Consider the following 17,050-nt stretch of genomic DNA (forward strand, 5'->3'; position numbering starts at 1 on the left):
TACATGCAGCCAATTGACAGACCAACTGTTCAACGACTCATCGTTGTCAGTATCTTTGGTATCGAGAACGATGCCAATGCAACGTACACATACACCGAACCGGTTTCCGGCATATTCCACGATCGGTCCGACCGGTGCGACATGCAGATCAACCGCCCGACAATATGCAACTTCGTGCTGGACGACGATGCATCGGTAAATGGCTGGACCATTACCAAAATCTCGCCCAAGCCTGAAAATGCCGAGTCGCTGCCGTTTGAGAACGGAGCTTACGGCTTGTCGATCGCCACCTACAATGACCACGGCAACCATTCCGAAGTGTTCAATTACTACATACACTTCTACAATTCGGTGACTGAGGCCAGGTTCAAGGAAGACCCTCAGGAAGCTAACATCCCGCCTTGATAGTCGGCGAGATAGTGCCGTAGTTCGTCACAGATCGCCGCGGCCAGCTCCTCCTGTAATGACATGCAGAGCTCGCCGCAGCGATCAAATTGCGAAAGCCAGGCGATGCTGCCGGCCACAGGCTCCACCAGCCTGATTGAAGCACGCACATGCTTGTCTTCCACGCGTACGCTCCCTTCCAGCCTCGGAGCCTGGCTGGCATTGCCGGCTTCGCACATCGTGCCGGCGGCGCTGAATTGCACACCATTGCCAAGCGACTGGAACAACCTGGAGCCGAGTTCCTCGTCAAGTCCGCAAACAAAATTGCTGCTTGCACCGGGGCCGGTCAGGTTTCGTAACGGAGCAAGCTGGATTCGCTTGTAGCGCAGGAGCTTCGGCACCGCTCCGGAATGCGAGATGACAGGAACGTAGCTCCCCATCGGGATCGAAATATGGATCGCCGCCGCATGCTCCGTGGCCGCATAGTAGGTTGCCAGCCGAGTTCGCAGGCGCCCGATCTGCACCCGCACTTGCGGATCGAGCGTTGTATCGTATGTGCTCGCATCGCGATCGAATAGGTCCAAACCGATCGCATATTCGTTGATCTCGTGCTCATGTCCACCCAGCTTCTTCTCAAGCAGGAAAGTCAGCAGGCGGCACATGCGGGGCGCTTTCGCGAAGGTCGGGCTGGCCAGCAACTGTTCAACCTCGCGCCAGAGGTCATCGTTTGACAGGGCGACTCCATTCTCTTGCAGTGGCTGCATCAATCGTGCGTTCATTTCCGTTCCCAGTCAGGAGTGATCGAATTGCACTTGCGGCGTGCTGCAGCTACTCTAACCAGGCGCCCTGCTTATTGCCTTACGACGATCTTACGGCTGAAAATTGTTGCGTTCTTCGCCTTTCAGCGATGGTTTGATAAAAATCAAAGCGGCTTGGGAAGGTGGCCAAAGCCGGGCATTCGTTGTACCTGCAAAAAATCAGCGCGCAATGCTTGCGACTTCCGAATCGCTTAACGCCGTACCGTAAATGCGCAAGTCATCCATTGAGCCCTTATACGGCGTATCCCACCAGTTGACGCCCAGCGCAAACACGCCTGTGTTTGTCGTAAACACATTCGGGAAGTTCGCCCCGCTGAAGCGCTTCGTCCCGTTGACATACACGCTGACAGCCCCATTCTTGACCGTGAATGCCACGTGCGACCATTGCCCGACGGGGATGTTCATCCCCAGCCCCGCGTCATACCAGGCGGTCCCGGACCACAGCATGCTCGCCCCGCCGGCAAAGTCATGGCCTTTCGGCAGGAAGCTGATCCACGACTCGGCATTGCGGGCGCCAAAGAAAGTGGTCGAGAAAGCAGCCAGCTGCGCAGGCTTGAGCCACATCGCCACCGTGTAGGCGTTATTCGATATGAGCCCATCCGGCAAGCGCACGCCGGTTGCTCCGTTGAAGACGGCAGCACTTCCTTTCATGCCCGCTTCGTAAATCAGGCTGCCACCGGCAACATCGATTTTGCTAGCGACGACTGTGCCCGCGCCGAAAGTTCCGGTCGAATCGCCCAGGTTGCCGTCAAACGTGTAGTGCGCAAGCATGCCGCGCAGCTTGCGCACTGTGACAGCGAACGTTTTGACAACGCGCGCGTGTCCCTTCGTGATAGTGGCCGTAAGTGTTACGTTCACGTCGCTTGCAGGACTGCTGACCTGTCCGGTACTGCTTAACACCGAAGGATTGGAAGAAGCCCAGGAGATGACCGAATCGCGCGCGGCACTGGTCGGCAATGCGATATCTCCCGTGACCGCATTGGTATTGCCCAGACTGAGTTCGCCGTATACCGCCTGCACGACCTGCATGTCGCTGCGGGCCGGCAAGCGGCTGCCCATGATGGACACGCCGTCGCGCGACGTCGCACTGAACGCCACGGTATAGCTCTTGGAAGTCTCATCCCATTGGTTCAGGAAGACGCCTTTGAATGGCGGCGAGCCGGCCAGGTTGATCTCGGCCTGGTTGCCGCCCTGGAGCGTCCAGGTGCCCGATGCAGCCCCGCTGATCGTGCCATTCGCATTAAGCGTGACCAGCTTCGACTTCTTGATGCTGGCGGAAATGTCCTTTCCATGGTTGACGAACATATAGTCGCCAAAGACGAACCCGCGCGGTATAGGCGCCAGCGTTTCGTTGGTATTGCGATACGGCGCCAGCACCGGCCATCCGTCAGCGTTCATGAACATCTGGTGCACGCGAATCTCATGCTGCTCGCCGCGCTCCGGGAAACGGCTATGGAAAACCAGGAAATGTTTGCGGGTGGCCGCGTCGTAATACGCCGAATTGTGGCCGGCCGATACATAGCCGGTGCCGACACCGGTCCCAGCGTCACCAATTCTTCGCTCAAACAGGAAGTTCCCCATGATTTTCACGCCATAAGGGGAAATCGAGGCATCGTCAAACAGGGGCTTCGCCGGGTCCGCCTTGACGTTCGCCATGTTCAGCCCTTGGGCGTCGACATAAGGACCATCCGGGTTCGTGGAGCGTGCCACGCGCATATTGTAGCCACCTGCGGCGTCCAGCCCGCCAAATGAACTGAACAGGTAGTAGTACTGCGTTGCAGGGCTGTACATCACGTAGGCGCCTTCGATTCGGCTGTGATTACCACCCATCAGGCGCTTCCCATAACCCTGCCCCGGCAGGGGCATGCCGTCCGCTGGATTCATCTGCATGATGAAGATACCGCCGGAGTAGGAACCGTACACCATCCACAGCCGGCCGCCATTATCGAAGAACACGTTTGGATCGACTGTGTTCGGATGTTTGAGCGCGTCGTAAACAGTGCCGTCGTAGCTTGCCTGGCCCCACATGCCCGACTTCAGGATGATGCCCTTGTTCACATAAGGGCCCTCGATCTTGTCAGCCACCGCCACACCCAGCGCCGAGCGTGGCGAATCACCCTCGCAGGCGTTGTAATACATATAGTACCGGCCATCTGCCAGCCGGATCACGTCCGGCGCCCACAAGGTATTCGTTTGGGCCCAGTTGAAGGTCTCCGCCAGTTCCGTTAACACGTTGCCGGAACCGTTCAGGAACAGCTTATTGGTCGCGCTGACGGAACTGGTGACTTGTGTCCAGTTCATCAGGTCCGTAGATTTGGCCGATGCCAGGTGGGAGCCGAACACATAGTAGGTGCCGCCAGTCCTGATCACGGAAGGATCATGTACCGACGCGTTCTGGAAAGCCACCGGGGCATAGGGAACACCAGCCGTTGCATCAAGGGACAATATGGAGCAGGCCAATACGGCGGCAGCCCATAACAGCGAGAAGGGTTTGGTCACGTTCGTCTCCAATTATGTTTTTACGCAAGTTAGCGCGCAAGAACCGGGGTGTCCAATGACCTTTTCCTCTGCATTGATAGCGAAACAAATATGTCATGAAACTGTAACCTTGCTTCGCTATGATTGGACAATTTGCATGAGCAACCGAACCTACAACGTGCTGTTCCTCAGCACACAGAATACTGCCCGCAGCATCATGGCAGAGGCAATGCTGAATGCCGTTGGCGGCGGCCGTTTCCGCGCCTTCAGCGCAGGCAGCCAGCCCGCCGGCAAGCTGAATCTGTTCGCCGTTGAACAAATCAGGGCCCTCGACGATTCGCTGAATGGCCTGCGCAGCAAATCCCTGGATGAATTTTCGGAGCCCGGCGCACCGGAGATGGATTTCGTGATCACCATGTGCGACGTGGCGGCGGGCGAACCATGCCCGGTCTGGCCGGGCCAGCCAGCATCGGCGAACTGGAACTTCCGCGACCCGGCTGCCAGGCAAGGGCCGGTGGATGGGATCCGCCAGGAGTTCTTCACGGTCTGCCGCGAAATCAAGACGCGGCTGGAGATCTTCCGCAACCTCCCTGCGGAGGCATTGGACGAAATGGCGCTGCAACGCAAAATAGCGAGGATTGCCGGCGTCCAACTTTAAAAAAAGACAGCCACATCGGGCTGCCTTCGGCTTACGTACAACAACGGTCTTACTGATTCTTTGGCACGGCCGGCAATTGTTCTGCCCACTGGCGCGCGGATACATCCAGCACCTGGCGTCGCTCAGCTGCGACCAGCGGCAGCAGGCGCGCCTTTGTGGAACGGACGGAAGCACAGCCTGCATTGCGGTCGCGCCGCCCGAACTGGCGCTTCAGCACGCAGTCGTATTCATAGACCGCAGCCGCATCCGCATAAGCTCCTTCCAGTTGCTCCGGCAGCTCGGCCGCATAACGCATCACCTGTTGCGCGGCCGCACCCTTGTAACCAACATCGAAAGCGCCCGCCTGGTGGCCGTACTTGACTGCCTGGTTCAGCGCGCGCCATGCGGCAGCATGCTTGCGGATGTCGGTGATGATGGGTGGCAGTTGCGATTCCGAGCTGCCGTCCGCAGAAGTCATCGTCACACCCCAACCGGAACTTCCGGTAAGTACTTCTTCATGACAGGCCAGGCGATTGTTCGCTTCCGCCGCGCGCAGGCGGATCGCGTCGCGGTTACCGCTTTCAGCTTCCTTATGGTTTTCTTTCATCCAGCTTTTGTAGGCAGCATTGGACTTCTTTCCAAGCAGGACGTCGCAGTCATCCAGTTCCAGATCGGCAGCGTGAACGCTGGCGCAACCAAGGGTGGCCAGGAGCAGCGTGCAAAACAAATTCTTCATTTCTTTCCTATCGTGTTTTTCAAGTTCCATCCGCCCGTCGCGGCCACTGCGCATCGCGCAATGCCTCCCCGTGCAGCCTTGCGCAATCATAATGCACGAGCATATATTTACGGCAACACGATTGCCCGTCAGAACGCACTCTTGACCACACCCCCATCGACACGCAATGCTGCGCCGGTCGTTGCCGACGAAAGCGGGCTCGCCACATAGGCGACCAGCGAGGCCACCTCCTGCGGCGTGGCGAAGCGCTTGATCAAGGACGTAGGCCGCACATGGTCGAAGAACTCCGCCTCCACCTGCTCGAAACTCTTTTCGGCGGAACGCGCCATGCCTTCCACGAAGTCGCCGACGCCGCGCGACTTCGTCGGTCCGGGCAAGATACTGTTGACCGTGATGCCGGTCCCCGCAACCGATTCCGCCAGCCCGCGCGACACCGCTAGTTGCGCCGTCTTGGTCATGCCGTAGTGGATCATCTCGGTGGGGATCTGGATCCCGCTTTCGCTGGAGATGAAAATGATGCGTCCCCAGTTGGCCCGCTTCATATCCGGCAGCACCAGGCGGGCAAGGCGCACCCCGCTCAGGACATTGATGTCGAAGAAGCGCTGCCAATCCTCATCCGGAATGTCCTCAAAGGCCTTCGCCTCAAAGATGCCAAGGTTGTTGACCAGGATGCTGATGCCGGGATGGCGCCGCACCACTTCCTGTGCGGCATCGGGCTGGCTCAGGTCACCAGCAAAGCCGAGGACCGTTCCACGCGTTTCGGAGCGCATGCGCTCCACCGCCTCATCGACCCCGGCCTGCGACCTGCCGTTGACGATAACATTCGCACCTTCCTGCGCCAGGGCGTATGCGATGGCATTGCCAATTCCTGCCGTACTACCGCTAATCAATGCAAGCTTGCCTTCGAGTTGCAGATCCATGGTGTTCCTCCTCTAGTTTTCCCAATAGCCGCGACGCAAGGCGATCGTCACCGCATGGGTGCGATCGCGCGCATCAAGTTTTTGCAGGATGGTCTTCATATGCGCTTTGATGGTGTCTTCCCTCACCCCCAGGCACTGGCCAACACGCTGGTTGGAATTGCCATCGGCGACATGGCGCAACACTTCCAGCTCCCGCTTGCTCAGCGAATCCTGCTGGAAGCAGCTGGCCAGGCTGGAGGCGACTTGCTGCGGTAGCTGTCGCTGTCCCGCATGCACGGCAGCTATATAGCTGCCTAATTCGCTCCGGGCCAGGTTTTTCAGGATATAGCCGCTCGCGCCCGCTTTCAAGGCGCGTGCTACCTGCACGTTGCCGGCGTATGTACTCAGGACAATGACGCGTGCCTGCGCGTCTAAGCTGCAGATCGCCGCAGTTGCCTCTATCCCATCGCGGCGCGGCATCTGCAGGTCCATCAGCGTGATGTCGGGGCGAACGCGCTTGTACTGTTCGATGGCTTCATCGCCGTCGGCGGCTTCTGCTACAACCGAAAATGCCGGATCTGCGGACAGCACAGCAGCAATCCCGCTGCGCATCAGGGGGTGATCGTCTGCGACCAGAATCCTGATCGTCCTGCCGCGTTCGCTTTCCATAACAGCGCTCCTTTTTTCACCTGCATGAGGGTATCACCTGAAAATGCCGTTTTGATCACCCTTTCGGGTATAGGCCAGCGCCGCCGGCAGCGTTAACTGCCACTGAGTGCCATGGCCGGCACTACTTAGTACTGTAAGCTTGGCGCCGATCCGGGCCGAACGCTCAGCCATACCACGCATTCCCCAGTGATCCTGGCGCCCGCCCTCGCTCAGCACTTCCACTGGTATGCCTACGCCGTCATCGCGTACGACGCAACGGAATTCCCGCATACCGTATTGAAATTCGACCTCGATCCGGCCTGCGCCGGCGTGCCTGTAGGCGTTGGCGATGGCCTCGATCACAATCGCCAGGACGTCTTGGTAAATGGCACCGTCGATCAGGCGAAGCACGCCACTCATTTTCATCCGGATCGCGCCGGCTTCACCAACTCGCAAGCGGGCCGCTGCAGCCAGCACCGCATCGGGGAAGCTGAGCCTGTGGTCATCCGCCCCCCGCAACTCGCGAATCCGTTCGCGGCCTTCATCCACCACGTCGTCTGCTTGCTGTAACGCAGTCTCAAGTTGGATCCGCAAAATATCTTTCGCCGGCAATTTCGTAACGGCTGCATGGATATGCAGGATCAAGCTTTGCACCGATTGCAGCAAGGTGTCATGCAACTCCCTGGCAATTCGCTCACGCTCATGCATCCGTGCCTGCAGGCGATAGGCCATTTGCCTGGCCAAGCGGTTAACATGCCAGCGATATGCAATGTAGGCACCTGACAGAAGCAGCGCTACGCATAGCACCTTGAACCACCATGTTTGCGCCATGGTCGGGACGATCGTGAAGCGTGCCACCGTGTGCTGATCGCCCCACTTGCCGTTGTAGTCTGAGGCAGCAAGGCGGAACTGATAATCACCCGGCGCAAGGTTGCTGTAATAGGCACTGCGACGGGTGCCGACATCCTGCCATTCCTTATCCACCCCATCCAGCCAATAACGAAACCGCACCCTTTCCGGCATGGCCAGCAAAGGGACGGTGTAGTCGACCTGCAAGGACGTCACGCCTGGTGCAAATTGAACATCTCCCTGCAAGGCCTTGCCTTCACCCGGAGCGCCGATTGTCTTGATGATCGGGGGCAAGGCGGGCGATTGCGGCAGTTGTTCCTCCGGATCCAGCCGGAACAAGCCGGTCGACCTGACTATCCACAAGCGCAAATCCGACGAGAGCACCAGCGAAGGCGATGGGGTAATGCGCGGCGCACTGCCCTCCAGCCCATCCGACTGATCCAGCCTTTCGAAATGCACGCGGTATGCCGGTTCCCGCCGCGCCTTGGCGACCTCTCCACCCGCAATCCGGAACAGGCCTGCCGTGGCATTCAGCCATAGATCGCCATTTTCCATTTCGACTATGCCAGAAATGCCGTCGAAGGACTCGCCATTGATGCCGCTGACCTGCTTGAACCGGCCGGCCTCGAACAGCGCTAGTCCGTTGTCCCCGCCCGCCCACACGTGCTTGCCATGCAAATGCAGCGACATTACCAGTCCAATCGCAAGGCCCTCGGCTGCTCCGTAGCTTTGCCATTTGCCATCCTCGGCGTGCACTACGCGGCCCGGAAAGTATCCAAGCCATAAGCCTGCGGCATCGGAGCGCGCCATTACATTGACTTCACCATTTTCCCCGGTTTTCCCCCAGCCGCCGCTGGAATCCAGGCGGTACAGGCCCATCTGCTGAATCGCCGCAAGCAACTCTCCGTTTCGGTCAGCCGCCACACTTGTTATTACCCGTTCGCCAATGCTGGCCGGCAGTTCGATTCGGCGATTGTCCGCACCCTGGATACGCCGCAGCGCGCCATATGACGCGCCCCACAACGTACCATCGCTGCTACGAGTGAAGCTGGTCAGCATATCCGCCCAGCCCTCACGCCTGGCAGGCCACAACGGCGTAATCCTCGGATCGCCAGCATCGCCTGCAGCAATGTGAAAGCCGCCCACCCACGCACCGCCGTTGTCGTCGGCCAGGATGGCGGCGCCAATGGCCGACTCAGGCACTTCGATTCTTGCAAAGCGCCTGCCGCGGAAACGATCGATTCCTGTAGACGTGGCGGCCCATACATTGCCCTCCCTATCCTCGAATATCGCACCTACGGCAGGGCCGCTCAGGCCTTGCGGTGGCGTAGTCAGGTACGCCCGATCCCGCGTACGGTATTCAAGTCCGTCCTTATGTCCTACCCACAGGTTCCCCCGGTGGTCAATTAGCAGGCTCGTAGGGTCGCCCAAGCGCTCCCACAACGAGGGATAACTATCTTGTCCAGGGCCTGACAAACGATTGAAACGGGCGCGGGCGGCATTCCAACTTACTACGGCGCCGTCCGCCAGGTTGAACAGGACGCCAGTGCCGCTATCGATTGGAGCCTTGCCGAAATGCGTATTGCCCGGCCGGAGGAAGTAGACTCCGCTATCGCCTTGCGCCCACAATACGCCATCCCGGTCGCGCATCAGGGTTTTGTACGTATCAGCGGGGAGCCGCCACGAAGTGGGAGACGCATGCCAACGATCGTTTTCCAGGTAATACATCCCCTGAGCGGTCGCCGCCCATGTCCGGCCGTTGCCATCTTGCTCAATGCCCCATACCGCGCGCTTCGGCAGGCCGTCCGGTTCGCTGTAATTCCGGATGCGTCCATGTTCAATCCTTGCGGCGCCGCCGGTGCGATAGCCTATCCATAAAGAGCCATCGACGAACGCGTTGACCAGGCTGACGTTCCTGGTCAATAAGGGCGTGTTGGCCGGTGTGAACTGTTCAAACCGGATTCCGTCAAAGCGATGCAGTCCGGCCGGGCCGCCAAGCCACAGCCAGCCGTCCTTCGACTGGGTCATCGACAGGACCATGGCCGGGGCGCCATCGCGCGCAGTCCAGCTGGTGTGGTGCAGGTTGATCTGGGCCCCTGGCCAGCTGCGGGCTTGAGACGACGCGCAGCAAAAAAGAAGCACCAGCACCGAAACCAAGCTTCTATAACTCAGCAATGAACTCTCCATAGCGTGCGCGATCGGCAATGTATTGTCGTTTCTGAACTTTCTTGCAATGACGAACATTGTATAGAAACAAACTACCCGATAGTGGGTATGCCGCTTGTACAGGCATGGATATTCTGGTGGTTCAACCACTGGAGATCATCATGCTACGAACTATGGGCAATTTGCTTTACATGGGCTTACTCTTGTTTTGCAGCGTCGCCGGACACGCTCACGCGCAAACACCCAAGAGTAATTTTGCGGACGTAAATGGCGTTCGCATCCACTATCTGGCAGCCGGCAAAGGCGATCCGGTGATCCTGCTGCATGGCTACACCCAGTCCAGCCATATGTGGTTGCCGCTGATCGCCCAGCTATCGAAAGAGCATTTGGTGATTGCTCCCGACTTGCGCGGATTCGGGCAATCCGGCCTGCCGCAAGGTCCCTATACCAAATCGGTCATGGCGCAGGACGTGCACGCACTGGCGGTCAGCCTTGGCATCAAATCGGCCAAGGTGGTCGGGCACGATATTGGCCTGATGGTTGCTTACGCCTATGCCGCGCAGTACCCGCAAGAGGTCAGCAAGATTGCCTTGATGGATGCCTTCCTGCCTGGTGTGGGCAATTGGAAGGACGTCTGGCTACTGCGCGACTTGTGGCATTTCCATTTTTATGGCGAGACGCCGCTGGCCCTGGTCAAAGGGCGTGAACGCACTTACTTCGAACATTTCTGGAACGATTTCGCGGCGGATAAAACGAAATCTCTGAGCGAGGCTGATCGCAGATTCTACGCTGCTGAATACGCACAACCGGGCCATATGGCGGCGGGCTTCGAAGTCTTCCGGGCTTTTGCCCAGGACGCGGAAGAATTTGCGACCTATATGAAAACGCCGCTGACCATGCCGATGCTGGTGCTGACCGGGGAAAAAGCATCGGGTCAATTCCTGATACAGCAGGCCCGCCTGGTCGATAACAACGTCGAAGGCGTGGTGATCAAGAACAGCGGACACTGGCTGATGGAGGAAGCGACAGCCGATGTACTCCCCAGGCTGGTCCAGTTCCTGAAGTAAGGCGAATCTGACGATTCCACACGCCTCTTTTCTCTTGAAAGACGGGTGCTGCGCTGCGCGCCACGGATATAATCACAAGCGCGCACCAGAATCTACAGAAAAACCTATGAGCGATACCGTATTACCTTTCAGGGCCACCACCGATGAAGCCTGCGCCTGGCTGGCGCGGCAGACCGGCTCCCCGTGGACCCTCGCCCGCCTGCTGGAGAACGGCCTGAAACCGGTGATCTGGCTCGATTACGATGCGGCGTACCCGGAGTTGTTCGGCGATGCCAACGGCGGCTATGCGGCGCCAATCTTCTTCCAGGACGATATCGCACGGCTGGTAGCCGGTAGCGACGATGTCCTGATCACGTTCACGAAAGATGCCTATCAATTGCCGGCACGATTGCCTGCCCCGGGATTTCGGCGCTCACTCGACGAATTGCGTTTCCCCAAGAAGGACCTGCAGCGCCTCGCGGGGAAGCTGAAGCACGAGAACCGTCCGACGCCCCCACAGGGTGAGGCCGCAAGTACAAGCGAATCGCAGTATGGCATCGGCAAGGCCGAAGTATTGACCGCTTTTTCTGCTTTCGTGCGACTGGACCTGGCGCGCGAACTGGATACGGCGCTTGGGATCTTCGGTGACGACGGCGCCCGCGTCAAAGCCAGCGCCCGCAAATCGAAACGTAACGCGGTATGGAATCCAGTCACCCTGGCGCTTGGACTGCACGACGTTTACCGTGTTCCGCTCGGACCGTTAAAGCGCGCATTCAAGGCGCACGACTTCCTCTATGCCTGGGAGAATGATTGGGAAGAATCCCTTCGTTTGCTGGGCAAATGAGTTTTCACTACGGCGCATCCGATCAAATGGTGTATGCTGCCGGCATGACTCAAGACACCGATATCCAGCTCAGCGGCCCTTTCAAAGCAGTGGACGGCAATGGCCGCACCGTCGACATCAAGTCCCTGCGCATCTTCGATGAAGGTTATGGCGTGGTCGACCTTTATGCCGACCTGGCGGCACCGGCCAGCGACGGCTTGCACAAGGATCATAAGCTGCTTGCCGAAATCAGCGCACGCTTGCGTACTCTGGGCTACAGCGGCCCTGATCTGACGCCGGGCGATCCGGTCATTCAGGAAAAGCGCCTGATCGTGCTCGATACGCCGGACGAATTCCTGCCCTTCGCAGTGCGTAAGGGCTTCAAGGACCTGAGTTCGGAATTCGACGAATAATAGTCATGAAGCCCTTGGCCATTTTGCTTGCATCGATCCTGCTTGCAGCCTGCGGCCAGAAGACGGCAACATCGCACGCGAAGCAATCGGAAACGCCGGGCAAGGGCAATACGATGAACTGCGTTGCCGGCGATATCAAGCTGGCTGGCACCGGTGAACCGGAAGTCGGGCTGGCCAGTTTCGGCATCCAGGGCAATACCATCACCGGCTTCGGCCTAAGCCTGGACGTGGAGCATGACGGCAAGGCATACCAGGTTTCCAGCTCACTGATGCCGCTGCCAATGGAAACCGGCACCTTCCACTTCCCATCGCTGACCGAGCCGGGGATGACGCTGGCTTCTTTCAACGTCAGGACCTCTGATCGTGATCTGCTCAAGGGGTACAACGGCGGCACCTATAGCCAGCAGTACTCAGCGGTTGAGAATGATCCGGAGGCGAAGCTTAAAATCCAGGTCGACAAAATGACTGTCTCGGACGCTCCGCTGCCAGGGTTCAAGCGCGTCCACGCAGTCGGCCAGTTCGAGTTCAATGCGGCCGCCCTGCCCGCCTCGTCCCCCAGCGATGATTGCGTCAAAAATGGCATCGCGCGTTCAATCATCGGCGCCAACTCCGGCAAGCGCACGCTGCCGCTCTTCGATGCCGCCATCTGCGGTGCTGAAAAGAAGCACGTCCAGTGCGACTTCGACGTTGTAGCCGACCTGGTAAAGCTCCAGTAGCAGGCCGCAGCGCGGCCTCTCGCAGCGACGCTTTGATACTGCATTGATACTTGAAACAGCGCTGGCAATCAGCTAAAACTGGGCAGGATGGATAACGGCGCCAGGCGCCATCTTCGGCTCGGAGGCATCATGGCACGCTATTTGAAGCTGCGCAACGGCAACGTCTTTGTGGATGGCTTCCACCTGCTCGCCCTGATCGAGAAGCTGATTCATGAAACCAGGCTGGCTCCGGATCTCGCTGGCACCGGCGCGGCCAACGATCCCTACGTCATGGACAGTGCATCGGATTGGATCACACGCTGGAAAGCATCGACACACGAAGCTGTCATTTACTATAAGCTGGCCGGCCGCCTGATTACGAAGAACAAGCGCGTCTATATTGGCGATGCCGGCCCAGCCTATCTGCAAGGCGCGAGCATCCTGGAGGCAGCATGCAAGTCGTTTCGCAGCCTTTACGGCCGCTTGCCACGCTTGCGCACTGAGACAGGATTTTTGATGACGATTCGCTTGGGCATCGAAGAAACGCAGCCGGGCGTCAACTCCAGGCAGGTACTGCGCCAGGTTACGGCCAGCGGAACGCCGCCCGCGAACTGGACCGCGGTCGTCCTCAGCAAAGTGGTGGAAGCCGCGGCAAAGATAAGCGGCGGCGCATCTAACGACTCGATGGAATTCTTTCATGCAGAGGACAGGGCCAGGCTGCAGGGCTGGATGGTGAAAAACTCGCATCGCGATCCCGAATACCAACTGCTGGCTCAACGTATGGTGGACCCGGGATTGATCTACGATCAAAGCCGGCAGGCGCTGGCAGCCGGGCGCGGGGTGCCGCGCGCGATTTCCTGGAACGATATTACCCGTTCCCCAGTTATCGCCGGCGCAATCCGCAAGTTAATGAAGGGGGAAAAGCTCGCGTTGGGCAAGGACTATTCGCGCATGCAGTTTCTATTGCCGGTCACGACGATGGCAATATTCCATGCCGAACCCGCGCGAAACGCCCGCGCCTGGCCAATCAACTTGATGGTGCTTGACCTGGCCGAAGCCAGCACACCCAATTTCACCTGGGGTGCCATCCTGTGGCACCCCCTGGCCATCCCGCGTGATGCCACCACGGGAGTTGGCATGCCCGTTCCGCCTCAAACCGTGATCCACGGCCCGATCGGCAATGGGCGCGCCATGGGACAGATCGACAATACGCTCAAGCTGCACCTGGTCGGCGGCATTTTGCCGGCAAGCCCCACCAAGGGCGGCGAGATCGGCGGAAAGCAACTCTTCAAGCCCGCCAAGCCACTCACTGCGCAAGCAATTCTCCACAATGCGAAGCAAGGTCACGGCGACATGCACAATTCGCCATACGATTTCATCCACCAGAAAGAAGTCGACGTCGTACTGCGGTGGCTCACGAAGTTTCCGATCATCGCGGGCGCCTGGGAAGTCGCGGACCCTGCCGACGGCGGCGCTGTCCTGTTGAACAGCCAGGCGATACTAAGCCGCATCATGCCGAACGATCAGGTCGTGTCCAACTCCTTGCGCTGGATGGGCACGATCCTTTCAAATCGCATCGAAAGCCTGGACCGAATGTAGCCCGCGGCTTGTCGCCCGGCCTCGCCCTTATTTCATCTCATCGAGGGCCGGACCAATCTGCGAAACGAGCAGCGCCCTTTGCTTGGCACGCACCCTGACGCCGTTGCCAATTCGCTTGGCATCGACCAGAGCGTCGGCCGAGAAGTGCTCCTTGACATAGGCTTCCATCCGGTCCGCATCGGCGGCGTCGACCGAGCTGGCGACAATGGCCGAATACATGCGGTTGCCCGCCACCGAATCCTGGTTCTTCAGCAGCGCCTCGCGATTCGCAACCGCGAAGGTCCAGGCCTGCCCGACGTGTTCCGCCGAGGCCACGCTCGGTAACACCATGCTGGTCAGCTGGATCGGCAGGTCGGGCAACAGTGCGATTTGCAGCGTGCGCTCGGACAGCTTGGGGTCGATCGCCATCGCCAGCGAGCGCGCGAAGCGGTTGCGCTCTTCCACCGACTGCGCCTTCAGTGCCAGTCCTTTCAGCGCATCGTAGGTCGTCTCGTCCGCATAGCGTCCCACCACCGACATCACGAAGCCCAGCGAGGAAGGCGGCAAGCTGGCCGGATCCGCCAGGTAACGCTGGAAACGCGCACGGGCTTCGGCGATCACCTTCTCGTCGCCGGTACGGGCCAATACGCCGGCCAGCGCAGTGCGCAGCTGGCGGTCCTCGACCGATTCGCCCGGCTTCTCTTCCCAGCCCAAGGCCTGGAACTTCGGCAGCACCAGCGTGGCGATGTAGCGGCCAAGCTTGGCGCGTTCCGGCGTACCCTGCGCCAGGTTATACAGGTTGCCCAGGTTGTTCAGCATTGCGCCCCAGACGGCAAGGCGCGGCTCGTCCTTGAACTGGCTGGCCAATGACAGGTAGCGCGAAAGGGGGATGCGTTCACTCACCACCATGGCCCAGGCGTCGCCCAGCAGCTTGACGCGGCTGGCGTCCGGCAGCCCGGTGGCCATCGCAGCCAGCGCATTGAAACTGGCATCGTCGTACTGCACGCGATAATAGCCGACACTGTCAGGGTCGACGATCAATTGGCCGTCGCAGCCGGGACGGGTCACGGTGCTGCTGGCGCCCGACAGCATGGTGTACTCCACCTTGCCGCCGACGGTGCCGAGCGCAACCGGGATATGCCACTGGCGCGTCGGCACGGGGCTGCCGTCCAACACGAAAGGCTGCTGCGTCAGCGTGACCTTGCGCTGGCCGTTCTCGCAGCTTTGCGCCACTTTTACAACGGGCACGCCTGCCTGGGTGGTCCAGTCTGAAGCCAGCATGGCAACCGGTTTGCCGGACGCCTTCTCCAGTGCCGCCCACAGGTCGGCGCTCGTCGTGTTGGAGTATTTGTGCTTGGCCATGTAGGCCCGGATACCTTCGCGGAACGCATCCTCGCCCAGGTACGCCTCCAGCATGTGCAGGAAGGCCTGGCCCTTGCCGTAAGTGATCGCATCGAACACGCTGTTGGCCTGTTCTTCGTTCTCGACCTTGGTCTGGATCGGATGCGTGGTCGCGCGCGCATCCAGGTTCATCACGCTCTCGCGGTCCACCATCGCGTCGAGCTGCATACGCCATTCAGGATGGAAACGGGCGGTCGCCTTGGTGCCCATCCAGGAAGCAAAGCCTTCGTTGAGCCAGAGGTTGTCCCACCAGGCCATGGTGACCAGGTTGCCGAACCACTGGTGTGCCATCTCGTGCGCCGTGACGGCGTATACGGTCTGCTTTGTGGTCTCGGGGTTCTTCTTCGCGTCGTACAGCAAGGTCGCTTCGTTGTAGACGATGCCGCCCCAGTTCTCCATCGCGCCGTTCATGCCGGGGATGGCGATCTGGTCCAGCTTTGCCAGCGGGTAAGGCACGCCGAAATAATTGTTGTAGTAATGCAGGAGTTCTTTGGAGGAGTCCAGCGCGAACTGGGTCGAACCCTCCTTTCCGATGGTGGATACAACGCCGATCTCAACCCCGTCCTGCGCGGCCACATTGCGCGCCATTTCACCAGCGACCAGCACGAAAAGGTAACTCGGCATCTTTGGCGTGACACCGAAGGATACGCGCTGCAGGCCGCCAGGCAGGGTTTCCTGCTTTTCAGCCGGCGTGTTCGAGAAGGCTTTGAAGCTGGCCGGCACGTCCACGGTCAGCTTGAACCTGGCGCGGAACGAAGGTTCGTCCCAGGTAGGCAGCAAGCGGCGTGCATCGGTCGGCTCCATGGTGGTTGCCAGCAGGGACTTGTCGTCCGCGCCGCTCTTGTACTTCAGGTAGAACAGGCCGCGCGGTTCACGATTGACCACGCCGCGAAACTTGAGCGCAAGCGTGTATTTGCCCGGCAGCAGCGGCTTGGCCAGCTTGAAGCTGAGCGTTTGAGCCTTTTTGTCGAGCACCGGGTCCAGCCTGGTTTCCGGCAATCCCTTGCCGCTCAGGGCGGCGGCGTCGATCTCCATGTTCAGGGCATTGAGCATGATGCTGGAAGTGGCCTGCTTCACCTCGACATCAATCGTTTCGGAGCCGCTGAATGTGTTGTTCGCAACATCCGGCACCAGGTGCGCCGTATATTGGAGCGGAATCACGTCCTTGGGCAGCTTGCCCGGGGTGGCGGCGAACTTGAACGGCGATTCGGCATGGGCGCCCATGGCGGACAGCGACAAGGCAAGGACGGTCAGGGGAATTCTCATGGATTCTCTCTTCTAAAGCGGCTCGGATTGGCCAGCTTGAATTTTATGAGAGGTGGCAGGTTGCTGTCCTTCGCTTGCGACGAATGGTCGAATTCCTGCCTCGAATTGCCAAATATGCTACTTCAACCGCTTACATTTACTTACCCGTGAAACACTTTTTGCGTCACCGCCTTGCCTTTCCCAGCCGTTTAGTGAGCAAGCGCCAATGATGGC

General features: G+C 59.3%; 14 protein-coding genes. 7 read left to right on the forward strand and 7 right to left on the reverse strand.

Features of this window, described 5'->3' with window-relative positions; translation table 11 throughout:
• Positions 1-3: 3 nt before the first annotated feature.
• A complete protein-coding gene (locus ASD07_RS00800; RefSeq protein ID WP_156397798.1) occupies positions 4-405 on the forward strand; it encodes a hypothetical protein in 402 nt (133 codons plus the stop codon).
• On the opposite strand, the gene ASD07_RS00805 is transcribed toward ASD07_RS00800, so the two are convergent.
• Together ASD07_RS00805 and ASD07_RS00810 are read right to left on the reverse strand one after the other, a co-directional pair.
• Entirely contained in the window at positions 381-1,163 is a 783-nt protein-coding gene (locus ASD07_RS00805) for a hypothetical protein (protein WP_057246715.1), read from the reverse strand. The genes ASD07_RS00800 and ASD07_RS00805 overlap by 25 nt on opposite strands.
• A 198-nt stretch (positions 1,164-1,361) precedes the next feature.
• Positions 1,362-3,701 (reverse strand): family 43 glycosylhydrolase, encoded by a 2,340-nt coding sequence (locus tag ASD07_RS00810; protein ID WP_055923765.1) that lies wholly within the window; start codon positions 3,699-3,701, stop codon positions 1,362-1,364.
• A gap of 136 nt (positions 3,702-3,837) precedes the next feature.
• Here ASD07_RS00810 and ASD07_RS00815 point away from each other — a divergent pair, with 136 nt between their 5' ends.
• Positions 3,838-4,338 (forward strand): arsenate reductase ArsC, encoded by a 501-nt coding sequence (locus ASD07_RS00815; protein WP_055923768.1) that lies wholly within the window; start codon positions 3,838-3,840, stop codon positions 4,336-4,338.
• 49 nt (positions 4,339-4,387) lie between these two features.
• Here ASD07_RS00815 and ASD07_RS00820 read toward each other — a convergent pair whose 3' ends face one another.
• From ASD07_RS00820 to ASD07_RS00835, 4 genes are read right to left on the reverse strand one after another with little or no spacing between them, the layout of a single operon-like run.
• Positions 4,388-5,143: a hypothetical protein gene (locus ASD07_RS00820; RefSeq protein WP_162246520.1), complete on the reverse strand. Its 756-nt coding sequence runs from the start codon at positions 5,141-5,143 to the stop codon at positions 4,388-4,390.
• Positions 5,144-5,181: 38 nt separating this feature from the next.
• The gene (locus ASD07_RS00825; RefSeq protein ID WP_055923774.1) at positions 5,182-5,973 is read right to left on the reverse strand and encodes an SDR family NAD(P)-dependent oxidoreductase; all 792 of its coding nucleotides are present in this window, start codon (positions 5,971-5,973) and stop codon (positions 5,182-5,184) included.
• Between the two features lie 12 nt (positions 5,974-5,985).
• A complete protein-coding gene (locus ASD07_RS00830) occupies positions 5,986-6,621 on the reverse strand; it encodes a response regulator transcription factor (RefSeq protein ID WP_055923776.1) in 636 nt (211 codons plus the stop codon).
• A 33-nt stretch (positions 6,622-6,654) separates the two neighbouring features.
• Entirely contained in the window at positions 6,655-9,693 is a 3,039-nt protein-coding gene (locus ASD07_RS00835; RefSeq protein ID WP_055923779.1) for a sensor histidine kinase, read from the reverse strand.
• Positions 9,694-9,740: 47 nt separating this feature from the next.
• Here ASD07_RS00835 and ASD07_RS00840 point away from each other — a divergent pair, with 47 nt between their 5' ends.
• From ASD07_RS00840 to ASD07_RS00860, 5 genes are all read left to right on the forward strand, one after another.
• On the forward strand, positions 9,741-10,682 hold the full coding sequence (locus ASD07_RS00840) for an alpha/beta fold hydrolase (RefSeq protein ID WP_307142626.1): 942 nt from the start codon (positions 9,741-9,743) through the stop codon (positions 10,680-10,682).
• 106 nt (positions 10,683-10,788) lie between these two features.
• Positions 10,789-11,505 (forward strand): hypothetical protein, encoded by a 717-nt coding sequence (locus tag ASD07_RS00845; protein WP_055923785.1) that lies wholly within the window; start codon positions 10,789-10,791, stop codon positions 11,503-11,505.
• 44 nt (positions 11,506-11,549) lie between these two features.
• The gene (locus ASD07_RS00850; RefSeq protein WP_055925167.1) at positions 11,550-11,897 is read left to right on the forward strand and encodes a hypothetical protein; all 348 of its coding nucleotides are present in this window, start codon (positions 11,550-11,552) and stop codon (positions 11,895-11,897) included.
• 5 nt (positions 11,898-11,902) lie between these two features.
• Positions 11,903-12,613, forward strand: a complete 711-nt coding sequence (locus tag ASD07_RS00855) for a hypothetical protein (RefSeq protein ID WP_055923788.1) — start codon at positions 11,903-11,905, stop codon at positions 12,611-12,613.
• Positions 12,614-12,742: 129 nt separating this feature from the next.
• Complete coding sequence (locus ASD07_RS00860; RefSeq protein ID WP_055923791.1) at positions 12,743-14,191, forward strand: hypothetical protein; 1,449 nt, start codon at positions 12,743-12,745, stop codon at positions 14,189-14,191.
• A 27-nt stretch (positions 14,192-14,218) separates the two neighbouring features.
• Here ASD07_RS00860 and ASD07_RS00865 read toward each other — a convergent pair whose 3' ends face one another.
• Entirely contained in the window at positions 14,219-16,837 is a 2,619-nt protein-coding gene (locus ASD07_RS00865; protein ID WP_055923793.1) for a M1 family metallopeptidase, read from the reverse strand.
• Positions 16,838-17,050: the final 213 nt, after the last annotated feature.

It is taken from the genome of Duganella sp. Root336D2 (assembly GCF_001425005.1).
Classification (GTDB): Bacteria; Pseudomonadota; Gammaproteobacteria; order Burkholderiales; family Burkholderiaceae_D; genus Rugamonas.